Annotated in this window: 20 protein-coding genes; 13 read left to right on the top strand and 7 right to left on the bottom strand. The window is 69.4% G+C overall.

All coding sequences use genetic code 11. The features are described from left to right. Nucleotides 1-90 precede the first annotated feature (90 nt). The 3 genes from IG04_RS0106690 (at nt 91) to IG04_RS0106700 (ending at nt 2,622) form a co-directional block, all read left to right on the top strand. Nucleotides 91-993: a LysR family transcriptional regulator gene (locus IG04_RS0106690; RefSeq protein WP_030475661.1), complete on the top strand. Its 903-nt coding sequence runs from the start codon at nt 91-93 to the stop codon at nt 991-993. A gap of 69 nt (nt 994-1,062) precedes the next feature. Then, complete coding sequence (locus IG04_RS0106695) at nt 1,063-2,058, top strand: YeiH family protein (RefSeq protein ID WP_036013956.1); 996 nt, start codon at nt 1,063-1,065, stop codon at nt 2,056-2,058. 30 nt (nt 2,059-2,088) lie between these two features. Next, nucleotides 2,089-2,622 carry a cysteine dioxygenase family protein gene (locus IG04_RS0106700; protein ID WP_030475663.1) on the top strand — a complete coding sequence of 178 codons (534 nt, stop codon included), beginning with the start codon at nt 2,089-2,091 and terminating at the stop codon, nt 2,620-2,622. Here the strand turns inward: IG04_RS0106700 and IG04_RS43755 are convergent. Beyond that, nucleotides 2,609-3,223 (bottom strand): TetR/AcrR family transcriptional regulator, encoded by a 615-nt coding sequence (locus IG04_RS43755; protein ID WP_051769054.1) that lies wholly within the window; start codon nt 3,221-3,223, stop codon nt 2,609-2,611. The genes IG04_RS0106700 and IG04_RS43755 overlap by 14 nt on opposite strands. Before the next feature lie 117 nt (nt 3,224-3,340). Here IG04_RS43755 and cysD point away from each other — a divergent pair, with 117 nt between their 5' ends. The 7 genes from cysD to IG04_RS0106740 are packed head-to-tail and all read left to right on the top strand — an operon-like array spanning nt 3,341 to nt 9,853. Continuing rightward, nucleotides 3,341-4,228 carry a sulfate adenylyltransferase subunit CysD gene (gene cysD / locus IG04_RS0106710; protein ID WP_245816578.1) on the top strand — a complete coding sequence of 296 codons (888 nt, stop codon included), beginning with the start codon at nt 3,341-3,343 and terminating at the stop codon, nt 4,226-4,228. Next, a complete protein-coding gene (gene cysC / locus IG04_RS0106715; RefSeq protein WP_051769055.1) occupies nt 4,228-6,003 on the top strand; it encodes an adenylyl-sulfate kinase in 1,776 nt (591 codons plus the stop codon). The genes cysD and cysC overlap by 1 nt, the downstream gene beginning before the upstream one ends. 59 nt (nt 6,004-6,062) lie before the next feature. Further along, nucleotides 6,063-7,118 carry a DUF1214 domain-containing protein gene (locus IG04_RS0106720; protein WP_030475667.1) on the top strand — a complete coding sequence of 352 codons (1,056 nt, stop codon included), beginning with the start codon at nt 6,063-6,065 and terminating at the stop codon, nt 7,116-7,118. After that, nucleotides 7,115-8,263, top strand: coding sequence for a sulfotransferase family protein (locus IG04_RS0106725; protein ID WP_030475668.1), 1,149 nt, complete (start codon nt 7,115-7,117; stop codon nt 8,261-8,263). Before IG04_RS0106720 ends, IG04_RS0106725 begins: the two co-directional genes overlap by 4 nt. Further along, a complete protein-coding gene (locus IG04_RS0106730) occupies nt 8,263-9,042 on the top strand; it encodes an SDR family oxidoreductase (RefSeq protein WP_211257691.1) in 780 nt (259 codons plus the stop codon). Before IG04_RS0106725 ends, IG04_RS0106730 begins: the two co-directional genes overlap by 1 nt. Next, a complete protein-coding gene (locus IG04_RS0106735; protein WP_030475670.1) occupies nt 9,039-9,491 on the top strand; it encodes an SRPBCC domain-containing protein in 453 nt (150 codons plus the stop codon). The genes IG04_RS0106730 and IG04_RS0106735 overlap by 4 nt, the downstream gene beginning before the upstream one ends. 47 nt (nt 9,492-9,538) lie before the next feature. Continuing rightward, the gene (locus IG04_RS0106740) at nt 9,539-9,853 is read left to right on the top strand and encodes a hypothetical protein (RefSeq protein WP_030475671.1); all 315 of its coding nucleotides are present in this window, start codon (nt 9,539-9,541) and stop codon (nt 9,851-9,853) included. Nucleotides 9,854-9,948: 95 nt separating this feature from the next. Here the strand turns inward: IG04_RS0106740 and IG04_RS0106745 are convergent, their stop codons facing one another. Further along, nucleotides 9,949-10,587 carry a TetR/AcrR family transcriptional regulator gene (locus IG04_RS0106745; protein ID WP_036013958.1) on the bottom strand — a complete coding sequence of 213 codons (639 nt, stop codon included), beginning with the start codon at nt 10,585-10,587 and terminating at the stop codon, nt 9,949-9,951. A 74-nt stretch (nt 10,588-10,661) separates the two neighbouring features. Between IG04_RS0106745 and IG04_RS0106750 the strand changes: the two genes are divergently transcribed. Both IG04_RS0106750 and IG04_RS0106755 read left to right on the top strand, forming a co-directional pair. Continuing rightward, nucleotides 10,662-11,876, top strand: coding sequence for a cytochrome P450 (locus tag IG04_RS0106750; protein ID WP_030475673.1), 1,215 nt, complete (start codon nt 10,662-10,664; stop codon nt 11,874-11,876). Beyond that, nucleotides 11,873-12,067, top strand: coding sequence for a ferredoxin (locus tag IG04_RS0106755; RefSeq protein ID WP_030475674.1), 195 nt, complete (start codon nt 11,873-11,875; stop codon nt 12,065-12,067). The genes IG04_RS0106750 and IG04_RS0106755 overlap by 4 nt, the downstream gene beginning before the upstream one ends. Nucleotides 12,068-12,131: 64 nt before the next feature. On the opposite strand, the gene IG04_RS0106760 is transcribed toward IG04_RS0106755, so the two are convergent. The 5 genes from IG04_RS0106760 to IG04_RS0106780 all read right to left on the bottom strand — a co-directional run bounded on the left by IG04_RS0106760 (nt 12,132) and on the right by IG04_RS0106780 (nt 17,236). After that, nucleotides 12,132-14,183: a hypothetical protein gene (locus tag IG04_RS0106760; protein WP_144065606.1), complete on the bottom strand. Its 2,052-nt coding sequence runs from the start codon at nt 14,181-14,183 to the stop codon at nt 12,132-12,134. Next, on the bottom strand, nt 14,180-15,064 hold the full coding sequence (locus IG04_RS0106765) for a 5'-methylthioadenosine/S-adenosylhomocysteine nucleosidase family protein (protein WP_030475676.1): 885 nt from the start codon (nt 15,062-15,064) through the stop codon (nt 14,180-14,182). The genes IG04_RS0106760 and IG04_RS0106765 overlap by 4 nt, the downstream gene beginning before the upstream one ends. A gap of 254 nt (nt 15,065-15,318) precedes the next feature. Beyond that, complete coding sequence (locus IG04_RS0106770) at nt 15,319-15,816, bottom strand: NUDIX domain-containing protein (RefSeq protein WP_030475677.1); 498 nt, start codon at nt 15,814-15,816, stop codon at nt 15,319-15,321. Between the two features lie 101 nt (nt 15,817-15,917). After that, nucleotides 15,918-16,619 (bottom strand): NUDIX hydrolase, encoded by a 702-nt coding sequence (locus tag IG04_RS0106775; protein WP_030475678.1) that lies wholly within the window; start codon nt 16,617-16,619, stop codon nt 15,918-15,920. A gap of 62 nt (nt 16,620-16,681) precedes the next feature. Continuing rightward, on the bottom strand, nt 16,682-17,236 hold the full coding sequence (locus IG04_RS0106780) for an EF-hand domain-containing protein (protein WP_030475679.1): 555 nt from the start codon (nt 17,234-17,236) through the stop codon (nt 16,682-16,684). A gap of 123 nt (nt 17,237-17,359) precedes the next feature. Between IG04_RS0106780 and map the strand changes: the two genes are divergently transcribed. Continuing rightward, complete coding sequence (gene map, locus IG04_RS0106785) at nt 17,360-18,178, top strand: type I methionyl aminopeptidase (protein ID WP_030475680.1); 819 nt, start codon at nt 17,360-17,362, stop codon at nt 18,176-18,178. Nucleotides 18,179-18,185: the final 7 nt, after the last annotated feature.

Below are 18,185 nucleotides of genomic sequence, written 5' to 3' on the forward strand. Positions count from 1 at the left end.
CGATGAGAGCTGCGCTTGAGGTGGTTCCTGGGGCCGCCTCGGGCCCGGCTGTCGCGGACCAGACTTCGAGACAGGCCCTAAAGTGCGAGGGTGTTCGATACCCGCCAGCTTGAGGTCTTCGCGACGGTGGCCAGGACCGGCTCGTTCAGCGCCGCCGCCCGGCTGCTGCACTGCTCCCAGCCCGCCGTGAGCCAGCAGATGCGCACGCTGGAGCGGCAGGTCGGCGGGCCGCTGTTCGTGCGGACGGGCCGGGGACTGCACCTCACCGAGGCCGGCCGGATCCTGGCGGAACGCGGGTCGGACCTGCTGGACCGGCTGGCGACGACCCACCAGCAGGTCAGCGCGATAGCCACGCACGACATCGGCACGATCCGGATCTGCGCGTTCCCGAGCGCCAACGTGTCACTCGTGCCCGCGGCGGCGGCGATCCTGGCCGAGGAACGGCCCCAGCTGCGGCTCGAGCTGGTCGAGGAGGAGCCGCCGGACTCGTTCGCGCTGCTGCGGCGCGGTGAGGTCGACCTGGTGCTGAGCTTCAGCTACCTCGACGAACCGCAGGACGAGGCCACCGTGAACGGCATGTTGAGCGTGCCGTTGCTGCGGGAGCCGCTGGCGTTGCTCGTGCCCGCCGGTCATCGGCTCGCCGGCCGTGAGCGCGTGTCGCTGACCGAGGCGGCCGAGGAACGCTGGATCGCCGGTTGTGTGCGGTGCCAGCGCGCGCTGCACCAGGCGTGCGCGGCGGCCGGGTTCGTCCCGGACATCACCTGCTCGACCGACGACAACCTGGCCATCCAGAGTCTCGTCACCGCTGGTCTGGGCGTCGCGCTGGTGCCCAGACTGCTGCTGTCGTTCCTGCAGCACCCCGGTCTGACCGCGGTCGAGGTGGAGTCGGCGGCGCAACGGCTCACCTCGCTCTACACCTGGCCGGACCTCATCCAGCTGCCGATCATGCGGGCGACCGTGGACGCGTTGATCTCCGCGTCAGCCAAGGCATAAGCGCGCCTTATGGACCTCCAAGAAATGGTCATCTACTGCGCATAGCCCGCGCTGGCCATCGTTATCGGTATGGGCATCGTCAGGACGACCCCGCGCACGGCCGACTCGGTGTTGCCCGGCCTCGCGCTGGTCGCGGCCGGTGTCGCGGTCGCGATGGTCGTGTCCTGGCTGCAGCCCTCGGTCAGCGCGCTCACCGTCGCCGTGCTGCTCGGCGCCGTCGTGGCCAACGTCGTGACGCTGCCGCCGTCGGTCACTCCGGGGATCAAGGTCGCCGGACGCCGCCTGCTGCGCCTGGGTGTCGTGCTGCTCGGGTTGAAGCTCGTGTTCCAGGACGTGCTGAAGCTCGGCTACGAGATCCTGCTGCTCGCGGTGATCGCCGTGGTCGTCACGTTCGTCGTGACGCGCTGGCTCGGGCGGCTGCTCGGGGTCAGTGAGGGCCTGTCGCTGCTCATCGCGACCGGGTTCTCGATCTGCGGCGCCTCCGCGGTGGCCGCGATGAACAGCGTCCGCCAGCAGGACGAGGAGGACGTGGCGAAGGCGCTCGGCCTGGTCACGCTCTTCGGCACCGTCGCGATGTTCGCCCTGCCCGCGTTGTTCCCGCTGACAGGCCTCACGCCCGCGCAGTACGGGGTGTGGGCGGGTGGCAGCGTGCACGAGGTCGCGCAGGTCGTGGCCGCCGCCGGACCTGTCACCGGCGCTCTGGCCATCGCCGTCGCGGTGAAGCTGACGCGGGTCGTGCTGCTCGCGCCGATGCTCGCCGCCGTGAGCTTCGCCGAGCGCCTCAAGTACCCGGCGTCCGGGCAGCGTCCGCCGATCGTGCCGTTGTTCGTGCTCGGTTTCCTCGCGATGGCGGCGGTGCGGGCGACCGGCCTGCTGCCGGACGTCGTGCTGTCGGCGGCGACGTTCGTCGACAACATGCTGCTGGCGGCGGGCATGTTCGCGCTCGGCACGGCGGTGCGCCTGCGTTCCCTGATCCGTTCCGGCCCGGCGGTGCTGCTGCTGGGCCTGCTCTCGACCACGGTGATCGTCGTCCTGGTGCTGACCGGCACGGTGTTGATCGGCTGATCTCCGCTTTCCTCAGAGGAGGACCCGCTCATGACGCACAGCCTGCTCTCCCCCACGGCCACGCTTCTGGTGGGCTCGCTCCGGGTCGCGATCGCCGGCGGCGGCGATGACCGGGCCGTCGCCGCTCGGGTGGCGCGAACCCTGGAGGGCCACCTCACCGACCCGTTCCTGCTGAGCGCGGCGCAGCGGGAACCCGACCCGAACGCCTACCGCCAGCACGTCCTGCACGTCGAGCAGGACGGCAGCTTCTCGGTCGTCGCGCTGGTGTGGTTGCCGGGTCAGGAGACCTGCATCCACGACCACGTCTCGTGGTGCGTCGTCGGCACGTACGTCGGCGAGGAGGAGGAGACCACCTACCGGCTGAGCGGCGATCGGCTGATCCCGTTGCGCGTCAACAAGACCCCGGAGGGTGTGGCGTCCTACCTGGTGCCGCCGGGCGACATCCACAAGGTGTGCAACAACTCCAGCTCCGTGGCGATCTCGATCCACGTCTACGGCGCCGACGTCAGCATCCTCGGCACGAGCATCCGGCGGCGCTACGACCAGCCCGTCAGCGGGCGATGACGCCCCGCTCGATCGCACCGGTGGCGAACTCGACCAGCTGAGCCGGCTTGACCCGGTTGACGCGGGCGCCCTGCAGCAGCAGGTCGTCCGCGAGGCCGATCAGCGAGTCCCAGACCCAGTGCGGCAGCGCGGGATCGTCGATCAGCTCCTGGCCGCACGCCTCGGCGGTCTCCTTCAACGCCTTCGCGAGCGCCTTGAGCGTCTTGCGGTAGTCCTGGGCCGATCCGGCGACCTCCCTGCCCCTGCGGCCGCCGGAGAGCACCTTGGCCTCCCACTGCGCGGCCGACCGCCCGAACCGCCGCCAGAGCTCGGTGATCTGCGGCTCGACCTCCCTGAGCACGCCCGCGATGCCGAGGCCGCGGTCGACCGTGGCGAGGGTGCGCTGCAGCTCGTCCAGGCGCCGTTCCATCAACGCCGCGAAGACATCCTCCTTGCCGGAGAAGTACTGGTACACGGTGCCGGAACTGACGCCCGCGCCGACCGCGATCGCGCGCATGGTCAGGCCCGCGTAGCCCTGCTGTTCGAGGATCAGCTCGGCGGACGACAGGATGTCACGCCGCCTGCCCTCCGCGTCCCCCCAGGCCGTCTGCTCGGTGCTCACGGCGTTCAGCCTACTTTGAACAACGTTCAAAAGCATATTGAACGTTGTTCGGTTTGCTCGCTACTCTCGGGTGCATGGCGGAGACCGATGCCGCCCGGAACTGGCGGGGGTGCTCGCATGAACCACCTCGACCGGCTGGAAGCGGACAGCATCGACATCTTCCGCGAGGCCGTGGCGGAGAGCGAACGACCGGTGCTGCTGTACTCGATCGGCAAGGACAGCTCGGTGCTGCTCCACCTGGCGCGCAAGGCCTTCTACCCGTCGAAGACGCCGTTCCCGTTGCTGCACGTGGACACCACGTGGAAGTTCCGGGAGATGATCGAGTTCCGGGACGCGACGGTCGCCTCGCTCGGGCTGGAGCTGATCGTGCACCGCAATCCGGACTGCGTGGCCGAGGGCATCAACCCGTTCGACCACGGCTCCGCACGCCACACCGACCTGTGGAAGACGCAGGGGCTGCGGCAGGCGCTGGACGAGCACCGCTTCGACGTGGCGTTCGGCGGCGCGCGGCGCGACGAGGAGGCCTCGCGCGCCAAGGAAAGGGTGTTCTCGTTCCGGACCGCGCAGCACCAGTGGGACCCGAAGAACCAGCGGCCGGAACTGTGGCGGCTCTACAACACGCGGGTCGCGCCCGGCGAGAGCATCAGGGTGTTCCCCCTGTCGAACTGGACCGAGCTCGACGTGTGGCGCTACGTCGAACGCGAGCGGATTCCCGTGGTGCCGCTGTACTTCGCGGCAGTGCGACCGGTGGTCGACCGTGACGGCACGCTGATCATGGTCGACGACGACCGGATGCCGTTGCACTCCGAGCCGCGGCAGGAGCTGGTCCGGTTCCGGACGCTCGGCTGCTATCCGCTGACGGGCGCGGTGCGCAGCGAGGCGCGCACGGTCGCGGAGATCGTCGAGGAGATGCGGGCCGCGACGACGTCGGAGCGGCAGGGCCGGGTGATCGACCACGACCAGAGCGGGTCGATGGAGCGCAAGAAGCGGGAGGGGTACTTCTGATGGAGCTTCTGCGGTTCATCACCTGCGGCAGCGTGGACGACGGCAAGAGCACGCTCATCGGGCGGCTGCTGTACGAGTCGAAGCTGCTGTACGCCGACCACCTCGCGGCCCTGGAGGCGGATTCGCGCCGGGTCGGCACGCGCGGCGGCGAACTGGACTTCGCGCTGCTCGTGGACGGGCTGGCCGCCGAACGCGAGCAGGGCATCACGATCGACGTCGCCTACCGGTTCTTCGCGACCGAGGCACGGCGGTTCATCGTCGCGGACACTCCGGGGCACGAGCAGTACACGCGCAACATGGTCACCGGCGCTTCCACCGCCGATGCGGCGGTTCTACTGCTCGACGCGCGCAAGGGTGTGCTCAGTCAGACGCGCCGGCACGCGCGGATCGTGTCGCTGCTGGGCATCCGGCACGTGGTTCTGGCCGTGAACAAGCTCGACCTCGCGGACTATTCACGGGAGCTGTTCGAGGAGGTCAGCGCGTCGTTCACGGAGTTCGCCGCGGAGCTGGACTTCACGGAGATCACCTGTGTGCCGATGTCGGCGACCGAGGGCGTCAACGTGGTCGGCCGCAGCGAGCTGACGCCCTGGTACAACGGGCCGACCCTGCTGCAGTGGCTGGAATCGGTCGAACCGCAGCCGCGACGAGACGTATCGTCTCGCTTCCTCGTGCAGTGGGTGAACAGGCCGGACGCGACGTTCCGCGGGCTGTCCGGGCGCGTGCTGGGCGGGACACTCCGACGAGACGAGACGGTCCGTCTCGGCAACCGGACCACCACCGTGGCCCGGATCGTCACGATGGACGGCGACCTGGACGAGGCGCCGACCGGATCGTCGGTCACGGTGGTGCTGGCGGACGACGTGGACGCGAGCCGGGGCGACGTCCTGGGCGCCGCGCAGGATCCACCGGGCATCGCAAGCGAGTTCCAGGCGCGGCTGGTGTGGCTGCACGAGAACGGACTGCTGCCCGGCCGCCGGTACCTCGCCAAGATCGGCGCGCGCACGGTCGGCTTCACCGCAGCCAAGGCCTTGCACCTCAACGAGATCGGCGTCGACAACGTGCACTTCGACGCACCCGTGCCGTTCGAGAGCTACCGCACCAACCGCGATCTGGGCTCGTTCGTGGTGCTCGACCGGCTGTCCAACGCCACCGTCGGCGCCGGGATGATCGATTTCGCATTGCACCCGCACAACGCGCGCTGGCAGACGCTCACCGTCGACAAGCAGGCCCGGGTCGCGCGCAACGGGCACCGGCCGTGCGTGGTGTGGCTGACCGGGTTGTCCGGCGCGGGCAAGTCCACGATCGCCGACCTGGTCGAGAAGGCGCTGCACGCCGAGGGCAGGCACACGTTCCTGCTCGACGGCGACAACGTGCGGCACGGACTCAACTCCGACCTCGGGTTCACCGACGCCGACCGCGTCGAGAACATCCGGCGCATCGCCGAGGTCGCCGCGCTGATGGTCGACGCGGGGCTGATCGTGCTGGTCTCGTTCATCTCGCCGTTCCGGGCCGAGCGGGCGCTGGCGCGAGAGCTGGTCGGCGAGAACGAGTTCTGCGAGGTCTTCGTGGACACGCCACTGGCCGTGGCCGAACAGCGCGACCCGAAAGGCCTGTACCGCAAGGCCCGCAGGGGTGAGCTGGCGAACTTCACCGGCATCGACTCGCCCTACGAACCACCGCGACGACCCGAGGTGCGGCTCGACACAACGGCATTGAGTCCACAGGCCGCCGCCGAGGTCGTGCTCCAGCGGCTGCGCGCGCTCGGCGTCTGTTGAACGTTGTCCAAAATCGTGTACGTTCAGCTAGAACACGTTCTAGATTCGGGAGGCATCCAGTGCCGGACCAGGCGTGGTCGCAGTTCTGCCGGGCGTTGGAGAAGGCCGGTGAGGTGATCCTCGCCGACCCGGCACCGGACGCCCCGCTCGACCGCGCGGAGGGCTACCGGTACCTCTCCCGGCTCACCCGCGAGATGCTGTACTCCTGTCTGGACAACGCCGATCCCGACTTCCCGCGCTTCCACGAGCTCGACCTCGTGAAGATCGGCGCGGACAACCCGGACAACGTCTACCTGTCCGCGAACATCCGCGGCGACCGGACGTACCGGATCACCGGGACCCGCGGCACCATCGCGTACTTCAGCATCGGGTCGAAGGCGAACCGGTACGCCAAAGACGGCACGATGGCGTCCACCGGTGAGCTGTCCGACGCCGACCTCACGATCGCGCCGGACGGCACCGTGGAGATCTTCGCCAGTGCCGAACCCCAGGCCGGGAACTGGCTGCCGCTCGCGCCCGACTCCACCGGCCTGGTGGTGCGCCAGACCTATCTCGACCGCACGACCGAAACGCCGGGACAGTGGCACATCGAGCAAATCGGTGGCCCCGCGGAACCCGCTCCCCTGACCCCCGAGTTCCTCACCAAGGCGTTGCAGCGGGCGGCTTTGTCAGTGCATGGCACCGCCGCCACGTTCGCGCACTGGACGCGCACGTTCATGGCGCGTCCCAACGAGCTGCCCGACTTCGGCCAGGAGATGTTCCAGCGGGCCGGCGGCGACCCGGAGATCTTCTACCTGCACGGCTACTGGGCGTTGGAGCCCGGCGAGGCGTGGGTGATCGAGACCGACGTGCCGGACTGCCCGTACTGGAACTTCCAGCTCGGCAACTGGTGGATGGAGTCGCTGGATCATCACCGCCAGATCACCGTCAACAAGCACACGGCGTCGTTGTCCGGCGACCGGTTGACCATCGTGGTGGCCGCCGAGGATCCCGGTGTCGGCAACTGGATCGACACCTGCGGTCACAGCACGGGCACCGCGTTGCTGCGCTGGCTCGGTGCTGCCGTCCACCCCATCCCGAAGTGCCGCGTGGTTCCCCTGGAGGAGGTTCGATGACGGTCACGACAGCGCTGAACGTGTCGGAGTTGCTGGACAAGGCCTGTGCCAAGACCGGGCTCTCGGACTTCGGCGACGACTGGTTCCGCGAGCCGCTGGACGTGCTCGTGCGCAGCCTCAACACCGAGGCCGCGCTGTCGCCGCTGGGATTCGAGCTGACGAAGCACCGGCTGACCGCGCTACTGTCCGACCGCCTGCGGTTGCGGGAGCTTCAACGCTCGAACCCCGAGGTGCTCGACGTCGAAGTCCGGGTGGCCGCCGAGATCTGCGGCCTGCCGCGCACCGGTTCGACATTGCTGCACCGGCTTCTCGCCGCGTCGCCCCAGGTGACGTCCACGCTGTCATGGGAGGTCGCGTACCCGCTGCCGTTCCCCGGCGAGGGCCCCGGCGCCGAGCAGCGCAAACGTCGTGCGCAGGAACGCATGCGGGCGTTCGCGCAGCTCTCCCCCGACTTCGGCGACCTGCACACCGTCGTGTGGGACGGGCCGGAGGAGGACGTGATCCTGCTGGACCGGACGTTCGTGTCGATGAGCTTCGACTCGTTCTACTGGGTGCCCACCTACGGCGACTGGTTGCGGTCGGCCGACCAGCGGCCCGCCTACCGCGAGTTGCGTGAGTGGCTGCAGGTGTTGCAGTGGCAGAACTCTTCCCGATCGGCGCCGTGGGTGCTCAAGTCGCCGCACCACCTGACCGCGGTCGACACCGTGCTGGACGAGTTCGCCGACTGCAAGATCGTGATGACGCACCGGTCCCCCGTCAACGCCGTGCCGTCGTACGCGTCGATGGTGCGCGCGATGTCCTCGCAGTACAGCGAGAACGTCGATCCGGTCCGGATCGGACGGTACTGGTCCCGCAGGTTCGCCACGACGCTGCAGGGTTTCGCGGCGGCCCGGTCCGCGCGTCCGGACCGGTTCGTGGACGTGCGGTTCGCCGACACCGTCAGCAAACCGCTGGAGGTGGCCCGCCAGGTGCTGGACGCGCTGGGTCTGCCCGCCGGCCCCGCCGACGACGCCGCGTTCGAGGCCTACCTGGCGCGGAACCGCACCGAACGGCACGGCTCGCACTCCTACGCGCCACCGGACTTCGGGCTGTCCGAGGACCAGCTGCGCCGGGACTTCGCCTTCTACTCGGAGGTCTACCTGTGATGCTGCAAGACGAGGTCGTGGTGATCACCGGCGTCGGTCCCGGGCTGGGCTCGAAGCTCGCCGTCCGCGCCGCCGCCGAAGGCGCGAAGGTCGTCATGGCCGCCCGCTCCGCCGACGTGATGAAGCAGGTGGAGAAGGACGTCGCCGCGGCCGGTGGCGAGGCCGTCGGCGTGCAGTGCGACGTGCGGCGGCCCGAAGAGGTGGCACGGCTGGCCGAGACGGCCGTCGAGCGGTTCGGCACGATCACCGGGCTGGTGAACTCGGCGTTCGGGCACCCCGGCTGGTTCGACCTGCTGGAGACGCCCGAGAAGGCGGTCCGCCGGTCGATGGACATCATCCTGTTCGGCGCGCTGAACGTGACCCGCGCGGTGGTGCCGCACATGAAGGCCGCCGGGCGCGGTTCGATCGTCAACGTGGGCACGATGACCACCCGCAAGCCCATGCGCGGCGAGGGCGGGTACGCCGTGGCGAAGGCCGCGATGGCGACCGCGACCCAGTTCCTGGCACTGGAACTGGGCGAGCACGGCATCCGCGCGAACCAGGCCGTGATGGGCTGGCTGGACGGACCGGGCGTGCGCTTCTACCTCAAGTTCACCGCCGAGGCGCGCGGCATGAGCGAGCAGGACGTCTACGACGAGATCGCCGCCCGCAACCCGCTGGGCCGCATCCCGACCGACGACGCCTGCGCCGGAGCGGTGCTGTTCCTGTTGTCCCGGCACGCTTCCGAGGTCACCGGTGCCGTGCTCGACGTCAACGGCGGGGAGTACATGCCGGCATGAGCCATGTGATCGAGTCCGTCGTCGTCGAGATCGACGCGCCCGCCGCCTTCGTCTGGGACGTCCTGCTCGACTACCCGCACTATCCACAATGGAATCCCTACACGCTGGCGGTCGCCACCACGCTGGCCGTCGACTCGCCGATCGACCTCACGCTGCCGCGCCCGGACGGCGGCGAGGGGACGTTCGTCAGCCGCGAGTACATCCGAGTGGTGGAGCCGCCCCGATTGCTGCGCTACGACACCGGCGACACGTTCCCCGGCCTGCTCGGGGTGCGCGACCAGCTGATCACGCCGCTCACCGCGGACCGGTGCGGCTACCGGACTTTCGAGACGTTCACGGGCAAGTACGCCGACGCCGTGTTCGAGGTACAGGGCGCCTATGTCAAGCAGGGCTTCGACTCGGTCGCGCACGCACTGAAGGAGCGAGTCGCCGCTCTGCTCAAAGTGTGAGTAGTTGTACCGATGCCGTCGCGGACCAGCGGCGGCACTCTCGACGTGTGACCGAAATCGACCGTGGCCGCCTCGCCGCACTGGCCGGGTTCGCCACCACCGCCGTCCTGCTCGTCCTGACCGTCGTCGCGTTCCTGAACGACGCCCTGGATTCGTTCGGCTGGCAGGGCGGCGAATACGCCTACTCGTTCATCTGGATCGCGCTCGGCTCGGCCGTCGCCGGCCTCGTCGTGAAGGTGACCGCGCCCGCGCCGTGGCGTTCCGCCGGGACGGGAATGGTGCTGGCCGGCACGGTCGGCGTGGTCGTCGTGATCACGCTGGTCATCGTGTTCATGTGGGCGCTCTCGAACCTCTCGGTGTGACTAGTGGCGCGACCCGGAACGTCGGCGAGGTAATCCACGCTCAGCAGGGCACCGTCTGACCCCGAATTCCCCCGGCAACGTTCCAGGCCACACCACTAGAACACCTGCGACAGGCCACGCAGCGCGGCGGCGATCTGCTCGCGATGCCCTTCGAGGGTCTCCCTCGTGACGCCGTCCGCCGCGGCCCTGGCCACGTCGTCGGTGGCGACCTTGAGCACCGCGCTCATCGCGGCGGCCTGCACCCTCACCTCGATGGCGTTCCGCGGCAGCCCCGCCCGTTGCGCGAGCACGTCCGCGAGCGCGTCCTCCGCCCGTTCGCGCAACATCAGGTACGGGGCGCGCAACGCCCGTTCGCTTTGGGTCAGCCGCACGACGGCGAGGACCGCTTCGATGTCCTCGTCGGACGCCGCGTCCAGCAACGGGCTGTAGGCCTCGCGCAGGTGGTCGATCAGCTCGAGTTCGCGCGGCCAGGCACGCACCACCGCGCAGAAGGCGTCGACCATCTTGGTCAGCAGCGGTTCGACGCAGCTCTCCTTGTGCGGGAAGTGGCGCCAGAACGTGCGTTCGGAGACGCCCGCGGCCTGCGCGATCTGCTCGCCCGACGTGGCGGCGACGCCCTGCTCGGCGAACAACCGGACCGCGTGCCGCGAGAGGTCGAGGCGCTGACGCTGACGTTGCTCGTCGCTGACCGGCGGCCGGCCACGGCGAGGCTTTTCGGTCGCAACGTCCGTCATCGGGCGATTTAAGCACGTCACCCGACAGGCAACATTTATTGGCACCATCTGCCATTAAGCGCTACGGTCAGTGCATGAGCATTGACGCAGAGCGCCTGAAGCTGCCGCTGGCCAGGCCGAACGTCCTCGACCTCGCTCCGCTCTACGAGGTGCTGCGGCGCGAGGCACCGATCGCGCCCGTGACGACGCCGGCGGGCGACCCCGCCTGGCTCGTGACCCGGTACGAGGAGGTCCGCCTCCTGCTGGGAGACAAGCGCTTCGGCCGTTCCCACCAGGAGCCGGAGAAGGCCTCCCGCATCTCGACCGCCGCCGTGCAGGACGGCCCGACCGGCGAGTACGCGACGGAGGAGGCCGACCACACGCGCATGCGCCGCCTGCTCACGCCCGCGTTCTCCGCCAAGCGGATGCGGATGCTGGGCGAGAACATGGAGGAGCTGGTCGACAGCTGCCTGGACGCGCTGATCGCCGAGCACGAGAAGACCGGCGTGGTCGACCTGCACCGCGGGCTCGCGTTCCCGTTGCCGGTAGCCATGATCTGCGGCCTGCTCGGCGTCCCAGAGGAGGACAACGAGCTGTTCGCGTCGCTGTCCGAGCGCATGGCGGGCACCGAGATCGGCGAAGAGTCGCACAAGGCGCGCGAGGAGTTCTTCCGGTACATGGTCGGGCTCGTCGAATCCAAGCGCGGTGCGCTCGGCGAGGACGTGATCTCCGACCTCGTGCGCGCGCAGGCCGAGGACCCGTCGTTCGACTACGTGGAGATGGTCCGGCTGTGCGTCGGACTGCTGTTCGCGGGCCACGAGACCACGGTCAACCGCATCGGCCTGGGCGTGCTGTTCCTGCTCACCGACCGGTCGCACTGGGACGCCCTCGTCGCCGACCCGGACGGCCGCGTCGACGCGGTGGTCGAGGAGGTCATGCGCCTCGGCGCACCCGGCGACCTCGGCCTGCTGCGGTACGCCCGCGAGGACGTCGACATCGCGGGCGTGACCATCAAGGCAGGTGACGCGCTGGTCCTGTCGATCAACGCGGCCAACCGCGACGTGTCCGTGTACTCCGAAGCCGAGGAGTTCAACCCGGACCGTCCAGAAAGGACACACCTCGGTTTTGGCCATGGCGCGCACTTCTGCATCGGCGCGTCGCTCGCCCGCACGGAACTGCGCGTGGTGTTCGCCGCGCTCGCCAAGCGCCTGCCGTCCATGCGGCTGGCCAAGGAACTCGACCAGCTGCAGGTCCGTGCGACGCTCACCGGCGGCGTGGCGGAGCTGCCCGTCACCTGGAGGTCGGCGTGAACATCGTGGTGGACCAGGGGAAGTGCGTCGGAGCCGGGCAGTGCGTGCTGGCCGCGGACGACGTGTTCGACCAGCGCGACGACGACGGCCTCGTCGACCTGCTGGACGCGAGCCCTCCGGCGGAGCGCCTGGCCGACGTCCGGCACGCGGCGGCGGTGTGCCCGGCCTCGGCGATCGCGGTCTCGGAGTGATGCAGGTGCCGTCCGGTCCTGGTCGAGGCCTGGGCCGGGCGCGGGGTCGCGCCCGGCCTGTTCGTCACTCGTACCAGTCGCGGGACCACCGTTCGCGGCGTTCCTGCTCCCGGTCGATCCAGTCGCTGCCCTCCGCCGCGACGGCTTCGAGGATCGGCAGGGCCGCGTCGATGCCGGAGGTCTGCAGCGCCACGAGGAACAACTCGGACTCGTCCTCCAGCACGGAGTCGTTGGCGTTGCGGAAGTTCTCCGCGACGACGGTGATGTCGCGGCCATTGACCAGGGTGAGGCAGAACCTGCGGCTGCGCAGCCGTTCGACCTCCCTGGTGCAGTCGCCCTCGCCTCGGGTGGCGCGCAGGCCGACCTCGGTGACGCTGGCGGACGCGAGGGCGTCGTAGCGGAAGAGGTTGCGGCGTTCGTTGCGCGCCTCTCCGGTGAGGAAGTTCAGTTCCACGCGCATTTCGCGCACGCCACTGCGGGTGAGCAGGAAGATCTGCACCTCGTAGTTCGAGTAACGCGGCGGACCGTGCAGCACCCTGGCGCGCTTCGCGCCGTTCGCGCCCTCGGTCATGACAACGTGCGTCACGAGGTCATGCGTCGTGAGGTTGTTGCGGCGCACCAAATCGTTCTTCAGGCACACTTTGTCCATCGACAGCCAGCGGGCCATCTCGCCGTCGGACGGGCGGTCGGCCAGCAGCCGCAGCCATTCCTCGTAGCCCTGCGTCTCGGCGGCGAAGATCTGCTCGTCGTGGGCACGTGCCAGGGCACTCATCCGGTGCAGGCCGCGGATCTTCGTCACGCCCTTGACGACGAGGAAGCAGCCGGGAGCCAGGAAGATCGCCGCGCCGAAGCCGCCGGCGAAGACCAGTACGAACAGTCCGGCGATGGCGGCGCCCATGCCCGCGCGGTACAGCATGGTGTCGCGTTCCGGCGATCGGACGGAGGTGTGGAACAACGCGTTGCTGCCCCAGCCTTCCGCCACCTTGAGGGCGTGCCAGCGCGCGAGCCAGCTCACGGCGCCCGCCGGAACCTGCGCGTTGCCGTAGAGAGCCACGAAACGGTGCTTGAGGTGCGCTCTGATGCCCGCGGTGTAGCCGGGCCAGTCCCCTGCGACGTGCGGCCGCGCCTCGGTGAACCGGCTGTCGACGATCCGGTGGATCTCCCGGACGAACGCGGTCGACACCCAGTGGCCCGGTGAGCGCGGCTCCGGCTGGCGTGGCGGCGGCGTGACCTGGTTCAGCCGGATCTGGCTCCACATCGACGCGCCGGCCCGCCACGCGCCGTGATGGGCCATGAGAATGGCACCACCGATGATCATCGGCAGGGCGAGCAGGACGCCGAGCACCGACGTGCCGAAGAAGCTGCTGCTCAGGCCGATGAAGGCGGCGAACCCGCCGAAGCCGACGGGAAGCCAGTCCCTTGGCTCGGGCTTCGTGGCGGCCGCCACGAACGGGCGTGGCGGCGCGGGCTCCGCTTCGAAGAACTTCCATGCCCGCTCGGCGCGGCCGTTCGACATCCGCTGGGTCACGACGCGGTGGGCGTAGACGCCTTCCAGGGCGGCCTGCGTGACGCCGTCCTGGATCGTGGCGAGGTGCTGGGTGATCTCTTCCTGGCGGTCCGGGGGCAGCGCGCCGAACGCCGCAAGGACCTCGTCCACGTTCTCGCGCGGACGGTGTGCCCCGGATTCACCGCGCACGAGGTGCAGCAGGCGCCACACCAGGGTGAACGCGTCCTGCCACGGATCGTCCGGCAGCGACTGCGCGATCTTCCGCGCGTCGCGGACGTTCTTGAACAGCTCGCCGCCCACCTCGCCGCAGGAGCGTCCGCTGACGACGGAAAGCGCGTAGTAGTAGGCCCTTTGCGAGGTGACATGGCCTTCCCGCAGCAGGTCACCGAAGAGGCGTTCGGCCTCTCGAGGGACACCGGCGGCGAGGAAGTTGCGCGCGACCTCGTTGCGGCGCTCGGGCGGGTCGCCCTGGTTGACGTGGTAGATCGCCTCGACGTGGAACGCCGTGTCGCCGTAGTTGACCGCGTTCTGCTGGCCGACGGTGGCGCCCGGCTGTGCGACGTTGTGGTTGTCCATGGGCGGCCACATGCCGTCCGCTGGGTGGTTCATCGGTTCTCCCGCGTCACGTTCATGGTGAAGTCGCCGGTGTTCACGCCGTTCTGCTGGCCGACGGTGGCGCCCGTCGAGGCCATGTTGCGGTTGCGGATCGGCGGCAGTTGCCCGGCCGTTTTCCTGGCGTTCTCCGGTGCCTCGTGGATCGCGGCGGCGAGGGCGACGGTGAAGGCGGCGGCGTTGCGCGCCGCCCGCCGCTGACCGCCCTGGCCGTCCGTGACGGACTTGGTGCCGTCGGCGTGGTCGCTGATGCCGCGCACGGTCGCCGTGGCGACCCGGCCGGCGAGGTGCGCCGCGAGGGCGGACCCGGCGCTCTCCATCTCGACCGCGACGGCGTCGTTGTAGTTGCGGTGCAGGGCGTTCGCCACCGGCGAGGTCGTGGAGTTCAGCACCACGTCCCCTGCGGCGATCGCCTCGAAGTGGACCTCTGGTCGTTGCGCCTCACCGGGTGGCGCGAGCGGCTCGCACCAGGCGCGGGTGCGGCGGATCCGGCGGGCGAGTTGTTCCAGGTCGTGCGAGATCTCCCAGGAACGGGGCCGTACGAGGAACTCCTCGTCCTCGCTCTTGCCGCCGTGGTAGGCGTAGACCTTGGTCGCGACCACGACGTCACCGATCTCCAGCTTGGGCCGCAACCCTCCGGCGATCCCGGAGAACAGCACCGCGGAAGGCGAGAACTCGGCGATCGCCCGCTCGGTGAGCGCGGCGGCGGCCAGGGTCCCCTGCCCGGTCACTCCCAGGGCGACCCGCCGATCCGGCCGGCCGGCGAGCGTGCCGACGTCGAACAGCGTGCCCTGGGCGTGCCGGTGCTCGCGGACGTCCACCAGGTGCTCGAGCACCGCTTCCTGCTCGACCGGCAGCGCGGTCAGAATCACGATCATCGTTTCACCCCAACATGATTCGCCCACGGTGGGGCGTGTCTACGCGCGACGAACATGCGGAGGGCGAGTCCGCGACACGGCCGGTTCGGTCAGGTGGAGATTCAGTGAGAACAGGTGGAGACAGCACCCGGTGCGAGTGGGTGTCGAGCGAGGGATCGCGGAGCATCGGCCCGCGGCGCGGAGGAGACTAACCCCGGCACACGTTTCGCGTCAAACATCTGCCGGAGGATTTCGCGGAGGTCTGGAATGGACATTCAGATCCGGCGAAAGTGGACATCCGCCAGGGATTCCACGCGATGACGAAAGCCGAACCTGCTGACGACCGCATCCGAGACGATGGCGCGGTGGTCGAACGCGACCGCGGCGTGCACGTTGAAGAACTCGGTCAGAGCGACCCAGCGGGCGGCCGCGGCGTCCCCTCCCTCCGTCGCGGGAGGAGCCCCGGTGAGGTACCCGTGGAACGCGACGCTCTCGATGACGCCCCGCGGGTCACGGCCGGGGGTCTTGTAGGAACCGAAACGCTTCAGCCGATCCTTCGCCACCTCGATTCCCGTCTCCTCGCGGACCTCGCGTGCCGCCGCGTCGACTGCGCGCTCCCCCGGTTCCACGAAGCCTCCGGGGAGTGCCAGCGCGCCTTGGAACGGGTCTTTTCCGCGCTGTACCAACAGAACCGCCAGCGCGCCGTCCTGTTTGGTGAACAGCACGACGTCCGCGGTCAACCGGCGCCGGCCGGGTTCCGTGTCATCAGCCATGCCCGAAGAGTAGGTTATTGTCAGATCGACATCAAGTGCCGTTCCGCCAGAACCCGTTATTACAAGCCAATTGTCAAACTGACATCAAGGAGCCCCGGTCGTCAGGAAGCCGCCGGCCGCGGGCGCATCATCGGCGGCGACAGCGTGGACGCGCCGCCCGCTCGGTACAAAGCAGCCGGCCTGCCGTTGGGACTGGGGCGTTTCGCGCCACTCGGCTCGACGAAGCCGGCGGACTCGGTCACCTTGCGGTGGAAGTTCGGCTTGTCCAGGTCCACACCCCAGACCGCCTCGTAGACCTCGCGGAGCTCGCCGATGGTGAACTCGGCGGCGCAGAAGGCCGTCGCGATCGTGCGGAACTGCAGTTCGGCACGGGCCAGTTCCAGGGCGTCGCCGAGGATTTCGTCGTGGTCGAACGCGAGGCCGGAGCGTTGCACTTCGGACACCGGGAGCCAGTGCGCCGCCCGTGCGTCGGTGCCGGCCGCGGGGAAGGGGAGGTCCGGGGCGATCGCCAGATAGGCGCAGGTCACCACGCGGGGACGCCGGGGGTCGCGGTCCGGGGCCGAGTAGACGCCCACCTGTTGCAGGTGGAGCTGCGTGGCGTCCAGACCGGTTTCCTCGGTCAGCTCCCGCGCGGCTGTTTCGTCGAGGCTCTCCTCGCCTCGCAGGAAGCCACCGGGCAAGGCCAGTCGTCCCGCGAAGGGGTCGTTGCCGCGTTCGACGACGAGGGCGCAGAGAACGCCGTCGCGGATCGTCAGGATCACGAGGTCGGCAGTGATCGCGACTGTCTGCCGGGGGCGGCTCATGGCACGGAGCCTACAAGGCGGGTGGAGGCCGACAGAGGGATGCGTCGGCCTCCGCGCCCAGGTCAGATGCGCTGCAGTGCCCTCGGGTACAGCCAGCTGCCAGGCGTGTCCTCCGCCGGGTTCGTGTAGTAGTCGCGCACGGCCGTCACGTATTCCTGCACGCTGATCGCGCCGTCGCCGTCGGTGTCGAGGTGCGTGAACGCCCGGCCGCACTCCTCCGCCGACAGCCCGCGCGCCTTCAGCAGGACCCCGAACTCGGACGCGTCCACCCGGCCGTCGCCGTTCGTGTCCATGAGGTCGAGCAGGGACTGGACGACCTCGAGGAAGTCCATGTTGATCGGGCCGCCCTCGACGAACGCCTCGTTCATGGCGTCGCGGTACTCCACCGGGCCGATCCTGCCGTCGCGGTCTGTGTCGCAGTGTTCGGCCAGCATCTCCCAGAACCGGTCGTAGGCCTCCACGAGCTCACGGCCGCGCTCCGAGGACGCCGGTTCGCCGAACGCCTGCAGCAGCCGGTTGGCCAGCGCGTAGATGTCCGCTAGTTCGATGACGCCGTTGCGGTTGACGTCGTAATGGGCGAAGGTCGAGTCGATCCTGTGCTGCAGCACCTGCTTCATGACCAGGCACTGTGGTGATGTGTCCGGGCCGGCGCAACGCCCGTCCCCCTCCTGGGTGGTGTTGTTCAGCCGTCTCCGCGAAGCCGGTATAGTTATACCGGCACCCGCTGATGGAGGAACACGTTGATCGAGCTCAAGTCACCCGCCGAGATCGAGCGCATGCACGTCACCGGCCAGTTCATCGCGGAGGTGCTCGACGAGCTCTCCGCCAGGGCCGCGGTGGGGGTGAACCTGCTCGACCTCGAACACCACGCGCGCCACATGCTCGAGGAGCGCGGCGCGGTGTCCTGCTACTGGGACTACTCGCCGTCGTTCGGCCGCGGCCCGTTCCGCAACGTGACCTGCCTGGCCGTCAACGACGCGGTGCTGCACGGACTGCCCAAGAGCTACGTGCTGCAGGACGGTGACGTGCTGACCATGGACATCGCCGTCACCATCGGCGGGTGGGCGGCCGACTCGGCCATGACCGTCATCGTCGGCACGCCCCGCGAGGAGGACCAGCGCCTGGTCCGCACCACCGAGGTGGCGCTGGCGGCGGCGATCGAGGTGGCACAGGTCGGCAACAAGCTCGGCGACATCTCGGCGGCGATCGGTGAGGTCTGCGGTCAGTCCGGCTACACGCCCAACCTGGAGTTCGGCGGGCACGGCATCGGCCGCACCATGCACGAGGCCCCGCACGTCGCGAACAACGGCAGGCGCCGGCACGGCATGAAGCTCAAGCCCGGCCTGACCATCGCGATCGAGCCGTGGCTCGCGGCGACGACCGACCAGATCATCTACGACGAGGACGGCTGGACGCTGCGCTCGGCCGATGGTTCGCGCACGGCCCACTCCGAGCACACCGTCGCGATCACCGAGGACGGGCCGCTCGTGCTGACCCGCCGCAAGAGCGAACTCAAGGCCCAAGCCGATTCCGGCGCATCACAGGCGCGCTTGCCCTAGTCACGCG

The organism is Lentzea albidocapillata, from assembly GCF_000719115.1.
GTDB classification, from domain to species: domain Bacteria; phylum Actinomycetota; class Actinomycetes; order Mycobacteriales; family Pseudonocardiaceae; genus Lentzea; species Lentzea albidocapillata.